Genomic DNA, 15,774 nt, shown 5'->3' on the forward strand with positions numbered 1-15,774 from the left:
GATCTTCGCCGCCATCGGCGCCCCGGGCGCGCTCGATGCCAATGCGTTCGTGACCGGCGCCGCCGCCGCGGACGCGTCGGACCGCATCATCTACAACAGCCTCACCGGGCAGCTCTTCTACGACGCAGACGGAAACGGCGCAGGCGCGGCGATCCAGTTTGCGACGATGAGCCCGGGCCTGACGCTCACGGCGAGCGACTTCCAGGTCATCTGAGGCCGGAGACGAGGGCGCGCGAAGGCCGACTGTCGGCATTTGCGCCCCTTTTCTGCCTGTCAAGCAGGCCGGGAATTTGTCTCTTTGATCCAGTGATTTGCCATCGGCTCCTGGCCGCGGCATAAGAACAGGCACTCGACGTCGCGGCGGGCCAAGGCCGCGCGTGTCTCCGAGGAGCCCCGCGCATGAGCACGGTTCGACACAAGCTCAAGGACGGCACTTTCCAGCAGGAATGGTTCACGTCCGGCCAGGTGACGACCGACGACGACTGGAGCCTGGCGCCAAGCATCGTCGGCTATCTGGGCAGCGGTCTGACGTCGACGCCCGGCGTGGATCCGCGCACGCTCACTGCAGCCGATCCCAATCCGACCGTCGACGTGATCGCGAACCAGACCAATCCGGACGACGCCGCGCTCGGTGCGCTCGGCGGCGTCGCCGAGTTCGAGCCCAGCGCCTTCGCCGGCAACCGGACGATTGCGCTCGGCGCCTCCGACACGGCCGATGCGCCCTATATCGTCATCTACCTCGATTCGACGGATCGCAAGCAGATCGACGTCAGCTTCATCGCCTACGACATCGAGAATTCACCGACGTTGGACAATGCGACGACGCCGCTCGTCGTCCAGTACCGGACGAGCCCGACGAGCGACTGGACCAACGTCTTCTATCTCCCCGACGCGACGCAGGGGCCGGACGCCACCCGCCTGGGCGTGGACGTCCGGCTGCCGACGGACGCGAACAATTGCCCGACGCTCGAGGTCCGGATCATGACCACCAACCAGGCGGGCAATGACGAGTGGATCGGCATCGACGATATCCGTGTCGAGAGCACGAATGCGATACCGCCGGCTGGCGGGGAGTTCAGGATCAACGATATCGGGAACGTCATCGAGGGCGATTCGGGCGTGACCGCGATCGTCTTCACGATCACCCGGTTCGGCGGCGCGCAGGGCGCCGCGACAGTCACCTACCGGCTTCCCGATTCACAACATGCCGGCGCCGTGAGCGCTGCCGACTTCGACTTCACCACCCCCTTCAACAGCACGCTGAGCTTCGCCGACGGGGAGGTCAGCAAGGACCTGATCTTCTATCTTCGGGGCGATACCACCGTCGAGCAGGATGAACTCTTCAATGTCACCCTGATCGGCGTGACGGGCAACGCGGTCATCGGGACGGACGGCGACCAGACCGGCTCCGGAATCGTAATCAATGACGATCCCAAGCCGATTCTCGCGGTCGACGACATCACGATCACCGAGGGGACCGGCGGGACGTCGACAGCCGTCTTCACCATCACCCGCACCGGCTCCGGCGAGGCGTTCGACGTCGACTATGCGACCGCGAACGGCACGGCGCTCGCGGGGAGCGACTTTACGGCGGCGTCCGGGACGCTGCACTTCGATGCCGGGCAGAACAGCCGCACCGTCACCGTCACGCTGAATCCGGACAGCACGGCAGAGGCCGACGAACATTTCTTCCTGAACCTGTCCAATGTCAGCTTCGGCTTCATCAATGATGGCCAGGGACGGGCGGTCATCGACAATGACGACTTCCAGACCCTGACCGGAACGACCGGCCCCGACACGATGGACGGGCTCGGCAGCGCCAACATCCTGGTCGGTCTCGCCGGCGACGACATCTACTATCTGGACGACGACGAGGACCAGGTCGTCGAGGCCACGGGCGAGGGCTTCGACGCCGTCTTCACCAGCGATCATTATGCGCTCGCCGCGGGCGCGGAGGTGGAATGGCTGTCGACCGCGTTCACGGCGGGAACGGCCGCGCTGAACCTGACCGGCAACGGGATCGCCAATTATCTGATCGGCAATGCCGGCACCAATACGCTGGACGGAGGCGCCGGCGTGGATGTGATGGTCGGCTTCGGCGGCGACGATGTCTTCGTCGCCGATGCGGCCGGCGACCTCGTCTACGAAAATGCCGGCGAGGGCTTCGACGCGGTGCTGACGAGCGTCAGCTATATGCTCGGCACGGGCCAGTCGGTCGAATGGCTGTCGACCCTCCAGACCAGCGGAACGGCGGCGCTCAATCTGACCGGCAACGCGCTCGACCAGACCCTGCTTGGCAACAATGGCGCCAACGTCCTGGACGGCGGCGGCGGCGCGGACGCCATGACCGGGTTCAACGGGGACGATGTCTATCTCGTCGACAATACCGGCGACCTCGTCCACGAAACCCCCGTCGGCGGCGGCGGGTTCGACGCCATTCTCGCCTCCGTCAGCTACGTCCTGGCGGCCGACGAGCGGGTCGAGTGGCTGTCGACCGCCTCCACTGCGGCCACGGACGCGATCAGCCTGACCGGCAACGAGATCGGCCAGTATCTGCTTGGCAACAACGGCGCCAACACGCTGGACGGCGGCCGCGGCCACGACGTGCTGATCGGGTTCGGCGGGGCCGACAATTTCGCCTTCACCAGCGCGCTCGGCGGCGGCAATTTCGACCTGATCACCGATTTCCAGAGCGGCACCGACAGGATCGCGCTCGACGATGCGCGGTTCGCGGGCATCGGCACCCCCGGCGCCTTCGATGCCGGCGCCTTCGTCACCGGCGCCGCCGCGGCCGATTCGAACGACCGGATCATCTACAACAGCAGCACCGGGCAGCTCTTCTACGATGCCGACGGCACCGGCGCCGGCGTTGCGCTGCTGTTCGCGACGCTGCAGGGCAATCCGGCCCTGACTGCCAGCGACTTCGCGGTGATCTGACGAAGGCGAGAGGCGCGCACCCGGCGGAGCCAGCCTCTCCGCCGGGCGTTCTGGCAATGCCGGATCGAGGTGGACGCCGCGCGGCGGCTCGACCCCGGTGCGCGCTTGCTTATGATTGCGCCGATGACGATGTCCTTCCTCTCGCGCCGCGGCTTCCTGTTCGGCGCCTTCGCGACCGGCCTCACGCCTGTGCCCTTCACCCGTCTGGCCTCGCCCGACGGCGCGGTCTTCGCGGAAGGCCTGCTCGACATCTTCCTCGCCGGGACGACGACGCCGGCGCCGGCCTTCGCCGATGCGGCCCTCTCCATCCCCCTCCCGAACCCGGTACGGGCCAATGCCCTCGGCATCCTTCCCGCCATCTTCCTCGATCCGGCGCTCGTCTACCGCCTGCGGGGGCGGACGCGGCTGGGCAGCGTGATCGCAGGCATGGACTTCGACCAGGTCCCCGGCGCGGGCGCGTCGCCGCAGCTCTTTCGCCAGAATGACCGCCATGCGGTCGCCCGGCCGGCGGCGGCGAAGCTCGGCGACTTCGTCAGCGTGCTCGATTTCCACGATCCCGCCGCCGGCAACGACATCACGCGCGCGCTGGAGCTGCTCGCCTATGAGGCCTTTCCGGACCTGCCCGCGCTCAACATCCAGCTTCCCGCCGGGCATTTCCGCGTGGGCCGCCAGCTGCTTCCGGCGCGCCAGCTGAACATCCGCGGCGCGGGCATGTCCGCCACCATCCTCGACTTCCATAACGTCGGCGCGCTCAACCGGGTGATGCGCGGCGCCATCAGCCTTGGGCTCCTCGCCACGTGCCGCGCCTATGATCCGGATTTCGCCCGGAAGGTGCGCGGCGACGCGCTGGCCTACGGCACCAATGGAACCGCGCTCTCGACGATCGAGAGTCTCACGATCAGGATCAGCGGCAGCCGCCCGCCCGACTTTCATTACGGCATCTGGTCGGCCGCTCCAGTCGTCTGCCGCGACGTCGTCGCGCATGGCTGCGGCTTCAAATGGTGCGGGAGCGCGCTGCAGGCGGGGCGCGGCAACGTGGTCGGCAATGCCAATCTCAGCCATTTCTCCAACTGCCATTCGGTGGCCGCGACCGAGCATGGCTTCATGGCCGACGGCACCGACGCCAATGCCTGCACGATCACCGCCTGCAACGCCTTCTCCCCGGCGCAGAAGGGCTTCTTCGACGCGAGCTTCTTGGGCAACAGCTATGAAGGGTGCCACGCCTCCGGCGGGACGGGCGGCTACACCTCGATCGCGCCCGCGGAGTCGAACCGCTCCGTCTTCACCGGCTGCTATTGCGAGCCGGACGCCGGCGACAAGTGGAACGTCGCCGCGCCGGGCGTCATCGTCAATCCGAAGGGGGCGATGCCGGACGCCAGGGCGCTGCGCACGAACGTCACGCTGGCGCCCACGCGGCATGCCGGCTTCGCCACGGGCAGCGCGATCAATCTCGTCCCCGATCTCGACCCTTATACGTTCGGCTCGAGCCGGACGCCGGCGGCGCGCGTCTTCCCGGGCGGCATGGTCATCCGCGGGCAGGGCGACGGGGATCTCTACCAGTTCGTCGCTGCCGGCCAGCATTGGGGCGGCGTCGGCACCCCCCGCCCGGGCGCGAGCATCATCAAGCGGGACGGGGACGGGCGCGCCGACCATGAGCTCGTCTGGTTCGGCGATCCGAGGCACCGGCCCGCCTTCCCCGCCGGGATGATCGCCTCGCTGCCCGGGCCCTTTGCCGACAACCGGGCGGCGCGGGCCGCGGGGCTGACGCCGGGGGAATTCTATCGCCAGACAGCGACCAACCTGGTGGCGGTGGTGGTCTAGGCGCTCTCTCGCGCCTCAGCGGTCGAAATGGGCGGTGTACGGGCACATCTCGTTCATCCGCCTGGCCCTGGAATAACGGCGGCCGAGATAGTCATAGTCGCAGATCACCATGCCGTTCTCGAAACGCTGGCGCACCAGGGTCGCCATCGAAGGGATTCGCTCGGCCGGGCGCGCCCGCGTCGGCCCGGGATAATATAAGGGGCAGGGCTCGGAGATGCCGACCCTTATGGTCACGCCGGCTTCGGCGCGGCGCTGCAGCGTGTCCGGATTGGGATAGACGCACAGCCGCTCGGCGCCCAGCACGCGCTGCGACCTGAGCCGGGGCTGCGCCGCCGCCGGTCCGGCCAGAAGCAGGGCAAGAAGAAAGAAGGCAAGGCACCGCATCATGACCGTCCTTTGCGGAGCCGCCAGGCGCCGGCGGCGCGAGCATAAGCCACCCCGCCCGGCAAAGTCTATCCGCCGCCAGGCCGTCCGTCCGCTTCGGGATCCGGCGCGGGCATGTGCACCCCCGTTTCGGTCCCGGCCGGCGGCGCCGCATCGCCCGCGGCCGCGGAGGGGAGGAGCAGGCGGCCGTAGCGCCCGCCGAGCAGCAGGACCGTCGGCCACAACATCGTGTTCCACAGATCCTTGACGCCCTCGCCCAGCGCCCAGGACAGCGGCGCGCCCCAATTCTCCCAGAAATCGTGGGCCTCGTTGGCGAGCTCGATCCCGAATACGATGAGCCAGGGCAGCGGGCTGCGCGGCGACCGCCTGAACAGGAGCGCGGCCAGGATGTAGATGAACAGCGCCGCATGGATGTGCAGCGCGTCCTTCTCCAGGCCGGTATATTGGGAGATCAGGTTCTTGAGGTGGGTATAGTCCATCGACCCGCGGCCCTAGCGCCGCGGCTTCCCCGCCGCCAGCGCCGCCCGCTCCCGCCGGCCGACCTCGGCCAGCCGATGGTTGGCGTGGCGGCGGATGAACAGGTCGTAGGCGGCGAGCGTGCCGGCGCGGCGCGCGGCCTCGAGCTCGGTCATGACCGCGACGTCGGGATCGAGCGGCCGCGGCAGCTCGGTCGAGCGGATGGGGCGGCGCTCCTTCATCGCCGCCGCATCCCCGGCGCCGCTCCCCGCCAGCGCGAGGCCGGCGAGGAGAAAGGCGGCAAGGCGGCGAGACACGTCATCATCCTCAGAAATTGAAGTCCGACACCGCCAGCGTGGTGATGTTGGTGAGGATGATCTCCATGTCGGCCGTACCGTTGCCGTTGGTATCGGCGAAGATATGGGCGCTGCCGCCGGTCACGTCGTAGCGGACCTGGCCCGCGGCGCCGGTAAAGGCGCCGGTGCCGATGAAGGCGAAGTCCTGCTGCCCCGGCACCATCGCATTGGCGTCGAGATTGCTGAAGTCGATCTTGTCGCTGCCGCGGACGAAATCGAGCACCGTATCGGCGAGCGAGCCCATGCCGGCATCGCCGGTCGCCATCCACTTGAACGTGTCGGCGCCGCCATTGCCGGTGAAGTTGTTGGCGACGAGGTTGGCGATCAGGGTGTCGGCGCCTGCGCCGCCCTTCGCATTCTCGATCGCCGAGCGGACATCGCCCTCGAACAGCAAGGCGTTGGCGACATTGCCGCGGGCGAAATGGGGCCCGCCGGCGCCGCCCCGCAAATTGGCGAGCTGGTCCGGGCTCGTCGTGCTCCATTCGCCCGGGCGAAGATCGATGGTGTTGGCATTGTTGTAGTTGGACATGTCGTAGGTATCGATGCCGTTGCCGTCCCAGACCGTCAGGAAGACGCGGTTGGCGCTGCCGCCGACGCCGTTGCCCGGCGCACCCTGGCCGACGCCGTTGATCGACATCTCGCCGGTATTGCTGTCCCAGGTGTAGGTCGAGTTGCCCTGATTGAAGGCGAAATTGGCGCCGTCATAGATTTTCTGCAGCGCCGCGATGTCGAGCATCATCAGCGTCTGCGGATAGCCATATTGCTCGTTGCCATAACCCTCGACGTCGTCGCCGGGATAGGAGCGATAGGTCATCACCGAATATTCGGTGCTGTCATGATCGGCGCTGATCGCCAGCGGGAATTCGTGGCCGTGCTTCAGGCCGAGCGCGTGCCCGGTCTCGTGGAGGATGCCCATCCAGGCATAATTGCCGCGGATCGGATTGTTGAAATCGTCATGGTTGAACCAGGCGCTGCCGCTCTCGCTGGAGGGGCCTTCCATGTTCGTCGGCAGATAGGCGTAGGCGACCTCCGCCTCGTTGGTTTCGGCGTAGCGCAGGTCGGCCGAAGCCGATGAATTCGGGTCCGTATAGGGCCCGGTGCCCGTCCGCTCCGTGAAGGTCAGCGGCGAAACGTTGGCGACCAGCTGCAGGAGCGAGCGCGTCGCCGCCTGCTGGAGCGCGCTGAACGCCTCGAAGGTCGGCGCGGGAGTCGGGCCCGGCGGATCCGCGACCTCGTCGAAATCCTGCGGATACTGACTCGCCGCGGTCGGGAAGCCGTAGGTCAGAGTCGTGCGGTTCCAGGCCGCGCCGCTGACCAGGGCCTCGACATCCTCGGCCATGATCTGCTCGGCCGTGGCCGGGGTCGAATTGACGCTGACGTGCAGCTGGTAGGCGCCCTGGCTGCCCTGCTCGAACGAGCCGATCGAGAAATAATAGGTGCCCGACGTCGCGGCGCGGAAGATGATCTGCGAATCCGTATTGTGCGGGAAGGGCGGGTTCGAGCCCGGGTCGGGTGTGCCCAGGTCGTCATTCTCGCCGATGAAGGTGCCGGTCGGCCCGTACAGCGAGAGGAAGGAATCGAGGCTGGTCGTCGTGCCGTCGACGTCGAGGATCAGCTGCTGGCCTGCCTGCAGCGTGATCGAATAGAAGTCGACGTCGGAGGTGCCGGTGATGTTGCCGACGATCGTCGCCGACGGATAATCGTCATTGGGCAGATTGGGGTTGTTCGCGATCAGGAAGGTGCCCGGATCGATCGATTGGGCGGTGAACCGCGAATCGTTCGGGGTGGCAATCTCGTTGATCGTCGGCGTGCTGATATTCTCGTTCACGTCGGTGATGGTGAGCGTGACCGCCTTCTGCGTCGAGACGCCCGAATCGCTGACCACGACGTTGAAGGAATAGACCGCCTTGGTCTCGAAATCGGCCGGATTGATCAGCCGCACCGCGCCGTTGGCGTCGATGGTCAGCAGCCCCGCATCGGCTCCGCTCAGCGAGTAGGTGATGCGGTCGCCGTCTGCGTCATTGGCGGCAGTCTGATAGACGATCGTGCTGGCGGCGCTGTTCTCGGCAATGCTCGCCGTCGCGCCCGAGGTGATGGCGGGCGCGCTATTGACCGCCCCGGTGACGAAAAAGTCGGCGACGGTCAGGCCGAGTCCGGTGCCGAGCGTCGCGAACTGCACCGCGGCGCCGGCGCCGTTGCCGTCCGCGTCGTAGAGCAGGGCGCCGGTGCCGCTATTGTAGATGAGATAGTCGTCGGCATCGAGCGCGGCCGTGCCGATGACCAGGGTGCCGGTGCGCAGCGCGCCGGTGGCGAGCGCCGCGAAGGGCTGACCAACCGCGCCGCCGAGCTGGATGGTATCGTCGGCGACGGAGAAATCGGTGACCGAATCCACGTTGCCCGCGCCGAGCGCGCCGGTGAAGGCGAAATTGTCGGCGCCGGCAAAGCCGGTCATCACGTCGGCGCCGGCGCCGCCGTCGAGCGTGTTCGCGCCATTATTGCCGAGCAGGTAATTGGCGATCTCGTTGCCGGTGAGGTTGATCGCCGTGGTGCCGGCCGTGAACGAGGTCGAGAGCCATTCGAGCGAGACGCCGCCGGCGAGCGTGTAGCTGACATCGGTCAGGATCGCGTCGAAGCCCTCGCCCGCATTCTCGTTGACCACATCGCCGGCATTGTCGACCAGATAGACGTCGTCGCCGGCGAAGCCGGTCATCACGTCCGCGCCGCCGCTGCCGTTCAGCGTGTTCGCGCCGTTATTGCCGATCAGGAAATTGGCGATCTCGTTGCCGGTGAGGTTGATCGCCGCAGTGCCGGCGGTGAAGGAGGTCGAGAGCCATTCGAGCGAGACGCCGGCGGCCAGCACATAGCTGACGTCGGTCAGGATCGCATCGAAGCCTTGGCCTGCACTTTCGTTGACCACATCGCCGGCCGAGTCGACCAGATAGACGTCGTCGCCGGCGAAGCCGGTCATCACGTCCGCGCCGCCGCCGCCGTTCAGGGTGTTGGCGCCATTATTGCCGATCAGGAAATTGGCAATTTCGTTGCCGGTGAGGTTGATCGCGGCGGTGCCGGCCGTGAACGAGGTCGAGAGCCATTCGACCGAGACGCCGGCGGCCAGCACATAGCTGACATTGGCCAGGATGGCATCGAAGCCCTCGCCCGCATTCTCGTTGACCAGATCGCCGGCAGTGTCGACGAGATAGACGTCGTCGCCGGCAAAGCCGGTCATAATGTCCGCGCCGCCGCCGCCGTTCAGGCTGTTGTTGCCGTTATTGCCGATCAGGAAATTGGCGGTCTCGTTGCCGGTGAGGTTGATCGCGGCGGTCCCGGCGGTGAAGGAAGTCGACAGCCATTCGAGCGACACGCCGGCGGCGAGCACATAGCTGACGTCGGTCAGGATCGCATCGAAGCCCTCGCCCGCATTTTCGGTGACCGCGTCGCCGGCATTGTCGACGAGATAGACGTCGTCGCCGGCAAAGCCGATCATGATGTCCGCGCCGCCGCCGCCGTTCAGCGTGTTGGCGCCATTATTGCCGATCAGGTAATTGGCGATCTCGTTGCCGGTAAGGTTGATCGCGGCGGTGCTCGAGGTCAGCGCGGTCGAAATCCATTCGAGCGAGACGCCCGCCGCCAGCGTGTAGCTGACATTGGTGAAGAGCGCGTCGAAGCCTTCGCCCAGTAGTTCGACGATCACGTCGGCGGGATTGTCGATGATGAAGACATCGTCCCCGGTTCCGCCCTCGAGCTGATCGGCACCCTCGCGGCCGTCGAGCGTGTCGTTCCCCTCGAAACCCCGAATGACGTCAGGATCGGAAGTTCCGATCAGGGTTTCGCCCGCGGAGGTGCCGTCAATGTTCGCCATTCTCAAATTCCCTTGGATTCGACAGACTTAGCTTTCTCGAGCCGCTTATCAGCGGGGGGGCGCAATGCCAAGCTGGCGCGGTACGCCTTTTATGTCCACTGCTAGTTTAACGGAGTCCGAACGGAACGCGCCCCGAGGCGCCAAAGCGCAGGAAATGCCGCTCGGCGGGGCGGCGGGGCGGCCGCAGGGGCGCGCCCGGGGCAGGGATCAAGGCTATTGAGCTTTTCCTGCTGCCCGATATGGAGTCGCAAGGAACTCCGCGACATCGCAGGACTGGGACGCGCATTCGAATGCTGGCCGAACTAAGCAGGGCCCCGGCCCGGATGCGGATCAACTTCTTCATCGTCTGCGTGTTCTTCGGGGCGGTCGCGATCTTCGGCGGTGCCTCGCGCGCCGACGTGATGTCCCTGCCGCTGGTTCGGCTGGCCTCGGTGGTGATGATTGCGATCGCGCTCATGCAGATCGATCGCCAGCAATGGCGGATGATTCACCTGCCGGTGATTTTCCTGCTGGCCGTCGCCGCGATCATCGCCGTTCAGCTGATCCCGCTGCCGCCGCAGCTCTGGGCCTCACTGCCCGGGCGCGGCGTCTACATGGACGCGCTCGGCGTGGCGGGCATCGACGGGGGATGGCGCGCCATGTCGCTGACCCCGGACCTGACGCTGAATGCCCTGCTCGCCCTGCTGCCGCCGATCGCCGCGATCTTCGCGCTCTGCCTGATCGGGCGCGCCTTCTGGGCCATGCTGATCCCCCCGCTTCTGATCGTGATCGGCGCGAACGCGCTGCTGGGGGTGATGCAGATCGCCAGCAACACGCCCTATTTCTACAGCATCACCAATGACGAAGCCGCCGTTGGCTTCTTCTCGAACCGAAATCATTATGCCGTGCTGCTCGCCATCGGCTTTCCCTGCCTCGCCTGCTGGGCGGCGCAGCCCCAGGCCGATCCGGCGCTGCAACGGACGCGGCTCTGGCTGGCATTGTGCGCCGGCGCCGCGCTCTTCCCCCTGCTGCTCACCGCGGGCTCGAGGGCGGGCCTGATCCTCGGCGGCATCGGCGCGATCAGCGCCTTCGGCATCCGGATGGGCCGCCGGTCGCGCGACGGGCATGGCCGGGCCGGGCGGTTCCGCTTCCAGCCGGTCACGCTCATCCCCGTTGCGGTCGGGGCGATCGCCGTGCTCGCGACGATCGCGCTCGCGCGGGACGAGGCGCTCAATCGCCTGCTCGGCAGCGACACGGGCCAGAGGGGCGAGAATCTGTCCATCTATTTCGCGATGGCGAAGGATTTCCTCCCCTTCGGCTCGGGCTTCGGTTCCTTCGATTCCGTGTTCCGCGCCTATGAGCCACTGTCCGCGGTCACTGCCCAATATCTGAACCAGGCGCATAACGACCTGCTGCAGATCGTGATCGAGGGCGGCGTGCTGCCGGTGCTGCTGCTCGCCGTCTTCCTGGTCTGGTACCTGGTGCGCAACTGGGCCCTGTGGCGGCACAAGGTGCGCTCCCCGGCCGCCCTGCTCGGCCGGACGGGAGCAGTGGTCGTCGCGCTCATCCTGCTGAGCAGCCTCGTCGACTATCCGCTGCGGACGCCCTGGCTCGCCGTGCTGATGGCCGCCGCCTGCTGCTGGATGCTGCCCGGTGGGTCGACCGGTGAGGAGAAGGACAAGGGGTTGGCAGCCCCCACCGCTTGAGCTAATCGAAGCCTGCTGTCGGGCGACAGCTGTTGGGATCCGTGAATGTCTTTAAAATCAGGGTTTTGTTCTGCACTGGTGGCGGCGACTTTGCTCGCGTCATGCGCTTCGGGTCCGCGTCAGCTGACACCCGGGCCCCATCTCACCGTTCTGCCGGCAACCGAGCTTCCGCCTCCCGAAGGGGTCGACCCCCGGACGGGCGTTCGTGTATACCGGGTCGGCCCCTCCGACCGGCTGGCGATCAGCGTCTACGGCGTGCCGGATCTCAGCCAGACCCTGCTGGTCGATTCGTCGGGCCGGATCGCCGTCCCGCTGGCCGGCGCGGTCGAGGTTGCGGGCAAGACCCCCGACGAGATTTCGCGCGAGATCACCCAGCGGCTCAGCACCTATGTCCGCAATCCGCAGGTTTCAGTGAATCTGGAGCAATCGGTCAGCCAGGTTGTCACGGTGGACGGGCAGGTGACCGAGCCGGGCGTCTATCCGGTGGTCGGGCGCATGACCCTGATGCGGGCGATTGCCGTCGCGAAGGGGGCGACCGAGTTTGCGCGGCTGCAGGACGTCGTCGTCTTCAGGACCGTCGGCGACCGCCAGATGGCGGCGCTCTACAATCTTGCCGCGATCCGGCGCGGCACCTATCCGGATCCGGAGATTTACGCGAGCGACGTCATCGTGGTGGGCGATTCGCCGGCGCGGCGGCTGTTCCGTGATATTCTTCAGGCGTCACCCCTGTTCGTGGCGCCCATTGTTGCGCTGCTTCAGCGTTAAAGGTTCCCAGCTCAATGAACGACATGCCATTCAACAAGGAGAATGGGAAATACACGCCGCTCGCCGACCGGGCGCGCGGCGATGCGGCGGATTCGGGCGCGGTCCCCCTGCTGACCCAATATATCCGCATGGTGGTCCGCTGGCGCTGGCTGATCATCGGCGCGATCGGCGTCGCGCTTCTTCTGGGCGTTGTGCTGACCTTGCTGGCGACGCCGCGCTACACCGCGACGACGCAGATCGAGATCGCGCGCGAGGGGGCGCGGATCGTCGAGGTCAACGAGGTCCAGCCCGAGACGCGCGCCGGCGAGCAGGAATTCTATCAGACGCAATATGGCCTGCTCCGCTCGCAATCGCTCGCCGAGCGGGTGGTGCGGCAGTTGCGGCTGGCGGAGAATCGCGAATTTTTCGCAATGTTCGGCAAAACGAGCAAATTCGAGGAATTGTCCGGCGGCGGCCGGCCCTCGGCGGCGGCCCGGGAATTGCTCGTCCGCGCGGCCGGCGAAATCCTGCTCGACAACGTCTCGATCAACCCGATGCGGCAGTCGCGCCTGGTCGACATCAGCTTCACCAGCCCCGATCCCGGCTTCTCGGCGCGGGTCGCGAACGCCTGGGCCGCGGGCTTCATCCGCTCGAACCTCGAACGCCGCTATGAGGCGACCTCCTATGCCCGCCAGTTCCTGGAGCAGAGGCTCGGCGAGCTCCGCGCGCGCCTGGAGGCTTCAGAGCGCCAGCTGGTCGGCTATGCCTCCCGCGAGGCGATCATCAACATCCCGGTCGGCGGCGGCGTCGGCGAGGGCCGGCCGGTCGAACGTTCGCTGACCGCGGAAAGCCTGGCGGCGCTAAACACCGAGCTGGCCTCGGCGACCGCGGAGCGGATCCGCGCGCAGAGCCGTCTCCGCGGCTCCGGCAACGGCGCGAGCGCGGAGGCGCTCACCAACAACGCGATCGCCAACATGCGGTCGCGGCGCGCGGAAGCGGCGGCGGAATATTCCCGCCTGATGACCCAGTTCGAGCCCGAATATCCGCCGGCCCGCGCGCTTGCCGCGCAGATCCAGCAGCTCGATGCCAGCATCTCCCGCGAGGAGAACCGGGTCCGGGCCTCGATCCAGAATGCCTATCAGGACAATGTCACGCGCGAGCGGAGCCTGTCGCGGGACGTCGAGGGCCTGAAGCAGACCTTCCTCGATCAGCGCCGCCGCAGCATCCAGTACAATATCTTCCAGCGCGACGTGGACACGAACCGCCAGCTCTATGACGGGCTGCTGCAGCGCTACAAGGAGATCGGCATTGCGGGCGGCGTCGGCACCAACAACGTCTCGATCGTCGACCAGGCGACCCCGCCGGAGAAGCCGTCGCGCCCGCGCCCGCTGATCAACCTGCTCCTCGCCCTCTTCGCCGGCGCCGCAGCCGGCATCGGCCTGGCCTTCGTCCGCGAGCAGATCGACGAGACGGTGGCGGATCCGGGCGATTTCGAGCGGCGGATCGGCGTGCCGCTGCTCGGCGTCGTCCCCAACAGCGAGACGGAGGATCTGCTGGCCGAGCTCAAGGATCCCAAGTCGATCCTGATCGAATCCTATCTCTCCGTGCAGACGAACCTCGCCTTCTCGACCGATCACGGCACCCCGAAGTCGCTCATGGTCACCAGCACCCGGCCGGCCGAAGGCAAGTCGATCACCGCCTTCGCGATCGCCTATACGATCGCGCGCAACGGCAGCCGGACCCTGCTGATCGACGGCGACATGCGGTCGCCCTCGGTGCACGCCGAGGTCGGCATCGAGAACAATCGCGGGCTCAGCAACTATCTGTCCGGCACCAGCGACCTTGGCGGCCTGGTCCGGCAGGTGGAGGGCGAGCCGTTCTTCGTGCTGCCGGCGGGACCGCAGCCGCCGAACGCCGCCGAGCTGCTGCGCAGCAACCGCTTCGACGCGCTGATCGCGGAGCTGCTCACCAAGTTCGACCATGTGATCATCGATTCGCCCCCGGTCATGGGCCTTGCCGACGCGCCGATCATCGCCAGCCGCACGGAAGCGGCGGTGTTCGTGCTGGAGGCGCGGGGCGTGAAGGCGCGGATCGCCAGGCTCGCGCTCAACCGGCTCCGCCAGGGCCGGGCGCAGCTGCTCGGCGCGATCCTCACCAAGTTCGAGGCGAAGAAGTCGAACTTCGGCTACGGCTATGACTATGGCTACGGCTATGGCTACGGCCAGACGGACGAAGGGAAGAAGGCCTGATGGCCCGAGGCCGGCGTAGGAAGGGGACGCGCCGAATTGCTCTGAGCCCGAACGCGCGCTTCCGCCTGCTGTTCGTCGTCCCGTTCGCGCTCGTCGCGGGCCTGCTGTGCTTTTCGGTGAGCGGCGCCAACATTCTCCGTCCGGTGCGTCCGGACCTGGCGATGAGCTTTCAGCCGTTCGACGCCAGGGCCCGCGCCAGGGCCGCGGAGCAGCGGCTCTCAACCTTGCCGATCAGCCGCGCGCAACTGGCGGAAGCCGAGCGGCTGGCGCTCGAGGCGCTCCGCCGCGATCCGACCATTGTCGTCGCCTGGCGGACGCTGGGCATCGTCGCGACCGCCCGCAACGAGGAGGCTCGCGCGACCAGGCTGTTCCGCTTCTCCGGCTATCTGTCGAAGCGCGACCTGCCGACCCAGATGTGGCTGATCGAGGACCGGGTCCGCGCCAACGACATCGAGGGCGCGCTCCGGCACTATGACGCGGCGTTGCGCGCGAAGCCGGACAGCGCGGCCGCCCTGCTCCCGATCCTGGTCGCCGCCACGGCGAATGACGGGATCGTGCCGCCCCTTGCCCGCCTGCTGAACACGAACCCGCCCTGGCGCCGGCCCTTCCTCACCGCCCTCGCCTCCAATGCGCCCGATGCGGAGAATTTCGCGCGCTTCGTCGAGCTCGTGATCCGCGGGGCGCCGATCGAGGAACGGAATATCGTCGCGACCCGGATGGCGGCGCTGATCGAGCAGCGCCAATACGGGCCGGCGCTCCACGTCTACCGGTTGCTGGCGGGCGGGGACGGCCGGGCGCAGCTCGTCCGGAACGGCTCGTTCGAGCAGCCCAACCCCTATCCGCCGCTGGACTGGCTGCTGAACGACCAGCCGGACTTCCGTGCCGAGCAGCAGGCCGCCGTCCCGGGCGGTGCGGGCGGGCGCCTGCAGATCAGCGCCAGCAACGGCGCCGGCGGCGTGGCCGCCCGGCAGATGCTGCTGCTTTCGCCCGGAAATTACGAAATCCGCGCGACCGCCGGTGCCGTCGAAGAGGTGCGCCCGGCCCGGCTGGGCTGGTCGGTCCAGTGCAACAATCCGCAGGGAACGGTCCTGCTCGAGCAGGATCTGCCGCAGCTTTCCGCCCGGATCGCCCCGGCCGCCCGGTTCCGCGTCCCGCCGGGCGGATGCGAGGGCCAGTGGCTCAGCCTGAAGCTGCGCGGCGATTTCGATCCCGGCGGCGTCGCCGCCTGGATCGACCTGCTGTCGATCAGACCGATCTGAGAAGGCCAATGAACGCTGACGAGG

The 15,774-nt window shown here is 67.3% G+C and carries 10 protein-coding genes and 1 pseudogene; 7 read left to right on the forward strand and 4 right to left on the reverse strand.

Annotated features, from left to right (window positions below; all coding sequences use genetic code 11):
• The 3 genes and pseudogenes from VEC11_RS06370 to VEC11_RS06380 all read left to right on the forward strand — a co-directional run.
• Positions 1 to 214: pseudogene (locus VEC11_RS06370) on the forward strand (endo alpha-1,4 polygalactosaminidase); the annotation flags it as partial.
• Positions 215 to 399: 185 nt separating this feature from the next.
• Positions 400 to 2,937 (forward strand): Calx-beta domain-containing protein, encoded by a 2,538-nt coding sequence (locus tag VEC11_RS06375; protein ID WP_464129803.1) that lies wholly within the window; start codon positions 400 to 402, stop codon positions 2,935 to 2,937.
• A gap of 123 nt (positions 2,938 to 3,060) precedes the next feature.
• Complete coding sequence (locus tag VEC11_RS06380) at positions 3,061 to 4,758, forward strand: hypothetical protein (protein WP_464129804.1); 1,698 nt, start codon at positions 3,061 to 3,063, stop codon at positions 4,756 to 4,758.
• Between the two features lie 15 nt (positions 4,759 to 4,773).
• Here VEC11_RS06380 and VEC11_RS06385 read toward each other — a convergent pair whose 3' ends face one another.
• From VEC11_RS06385 to VEC11_RS06400, 4 genes are all read right to left on the reverse strand, one after another.
• Positions 4,774 to 5,145: a hypothetical protein gene (locus tag VEC11_RS06385; protein WP_464129805.1), complete on the reverse strand. Its 372-nt coding sequence runs from the start codon at positions 5,143 to 5,145 to the stop codon at positions 4,774 to 4,776.
• Positions 5,146 to 5,210: 65 nt separating this feature from the next.
• Positions 5,211 to 5,621, reverse strand: coding sequence for a hypothetical protein (locus tag VEC11_RS06390; RefSeq protein WP_464129806.1), 411 nt, complete (start codon positions 5,619 to 5,621; stop codon positions 5,211 to 5,213).
• Positions 5,622 to 5,633: 12 nt separating this feature from the next.
• Positions 5,634 to 5,915, reverse strand: coding sequence for a hypothetical protein (locus tag VEC11_RS06395; RefSeq protein ID WP_464129807.1), 282 nt, complete (start codon positions 5,913 to 5,915; stop codon positions 5,634 to 5,636).
• Positions 5,916 to 5,925: 10 nt separating this feature from the next.
• Complete coding sequence (locus tag VEC11_RS06400; protein ID WP_464129808.1) at positions 5,926 to 9,813, reverse strand: M10 family metallopeptidase C-terminal domain-containing protein; 3,888 nt, start codon at positions 9,811 to 9,813, stop codon at positions 5,926 to 5,928.
• 323 nt (positions 9,814 to 10,136) lie between these two features.
• Here VEC11_RS06400 and VEC11_RS06405 point away from each other — a divergent pair, with 323 nt between their 5' ends.
• The 4 genes from VEC11_RS06405 to VEC11_RS06420 all read left to right on the forward strand — a co-directional run bounded on the left by VEC11_RS06405 (position 10,137) and on the right by VEC11_RS06420 (position 15,750).
• Positions 10,137 to 11,498 carry an O-antigen ligase family protein gene (locus VEC11_RS06405; protein ID WP_464129809.1) on the forward strand — a complete coding sequence of 454 codons (1,362 nt, stop codon included), beginning with the start codon at positions 10,137 to 10,139 and terminating at the stop codon, positions 11,496 to 11,498.
• A gap of 78 nt (positions 11,499 to 11,576) precedes the next feature.
• On the forward strand, positions 11,577 to 12,263 hold the full coding sequence (locus tag VEC11_RS06410; RefSeq protein WP_464129810.1) for a polysaccharide biosynthesis/export family protein: 687 nt from the start codon (positions 11,577 to 11,579) through the stop codon (positions 12,261 to 12,263).
• A 14-nt stretch (positions 12,264 to 12,277) separates the two neighbouring features.
• Complete coding sequence (locus VEC11_RS06415; RefSeq protein WP_464129811.1) at positions 12,278 to 14,491, forward strand: GumC family protein; 2,214 nt, start codon at positions 12,278 to 12,280, stop codon at positions 14,489 to 14,491.
• Positions 14,491 to 15,750, forward strand: a complete 1,260-nt coding sequence (locus VEC11_RS06420; RefSeq protein WP_464129812.1) for a hypothetical protein — start codon at positions 14,491 to 14,493, stop codon at positions 15,748 to 15,750. The genes VEC11_RS06415 and VEC11_RS06420 overlap by 1 nt, the downstream gene beginning before the upstream one ends.
• The last annotated feature ends 24 nt before the right edge of the window (positions 15,751 to 15,774 follow it).

The sequence above is a fragment of the Allosphingosinicella sp. genome (assembly GCF_035626655.1).
Classification (GTDB): Bacteria; Pseudomonadota; Alphaproteobacteria; order Sphingomonadales; family Sphingomonadaceae; genus Allosphingosinicella.

Coding starts and splice junctions, on each gene's coding strand:
- VEC11_RS06375 (WP_464129803.1), top strand. CDS start 400: ATGAGCACGGTTCGACACAAGCTCAAGGACGGCACTTTCCAGCAGGAA.
- VEC11_RS06380 (WP_464129804.1), top strand. CDS start 3,061: ATGACGATGTCCTTCCTCTCGCGCCGCGGCTTCCTGTTCGGCGCCTTC.
- VEC11_RS06385 (WP_464129805.1), bottom strand. CDS start 5,145: ATGATGCGGTGCCTTGCCTTCTTTCTTCTTGCCCTGCTTCTGGCCGGA.
- VEC11_RS06390 (WP_464129806.1), bottom strand. CDS start 5,621: ATGGACTATACCCACCTCAAGAACCTGATCTCCCAATATACCGGCCTG.
- VEC11_RS06400 (WP_464129808.1), bottom strand. CDS start 9,813: ATGGCGAACATTGACGGCACCTCCGCGGGCGAAACCCTGATCGGAACT.
- VEC11_RS06405 (WP_464129809.1), top strand. CDS start 10,137: ATGCGGATCAACTTCTTCATCGTCTGCGTGTTCTTCGGGGCGGTCGCG.
- VEC11_RS06415 (WP_464129811.1), top strand. CDS start 12,278: ATGAACGACATGCCATTCAACAAGGAGAATGGGAAATACACGCCGCTC.
- VEC11_RS06420 (WP_464129812.1), top strand. CDS start 14,491: ATGGCCCGAGGCCGGCGTAGGAAGGGGACGCGCCGAATTGCTCTGAGC.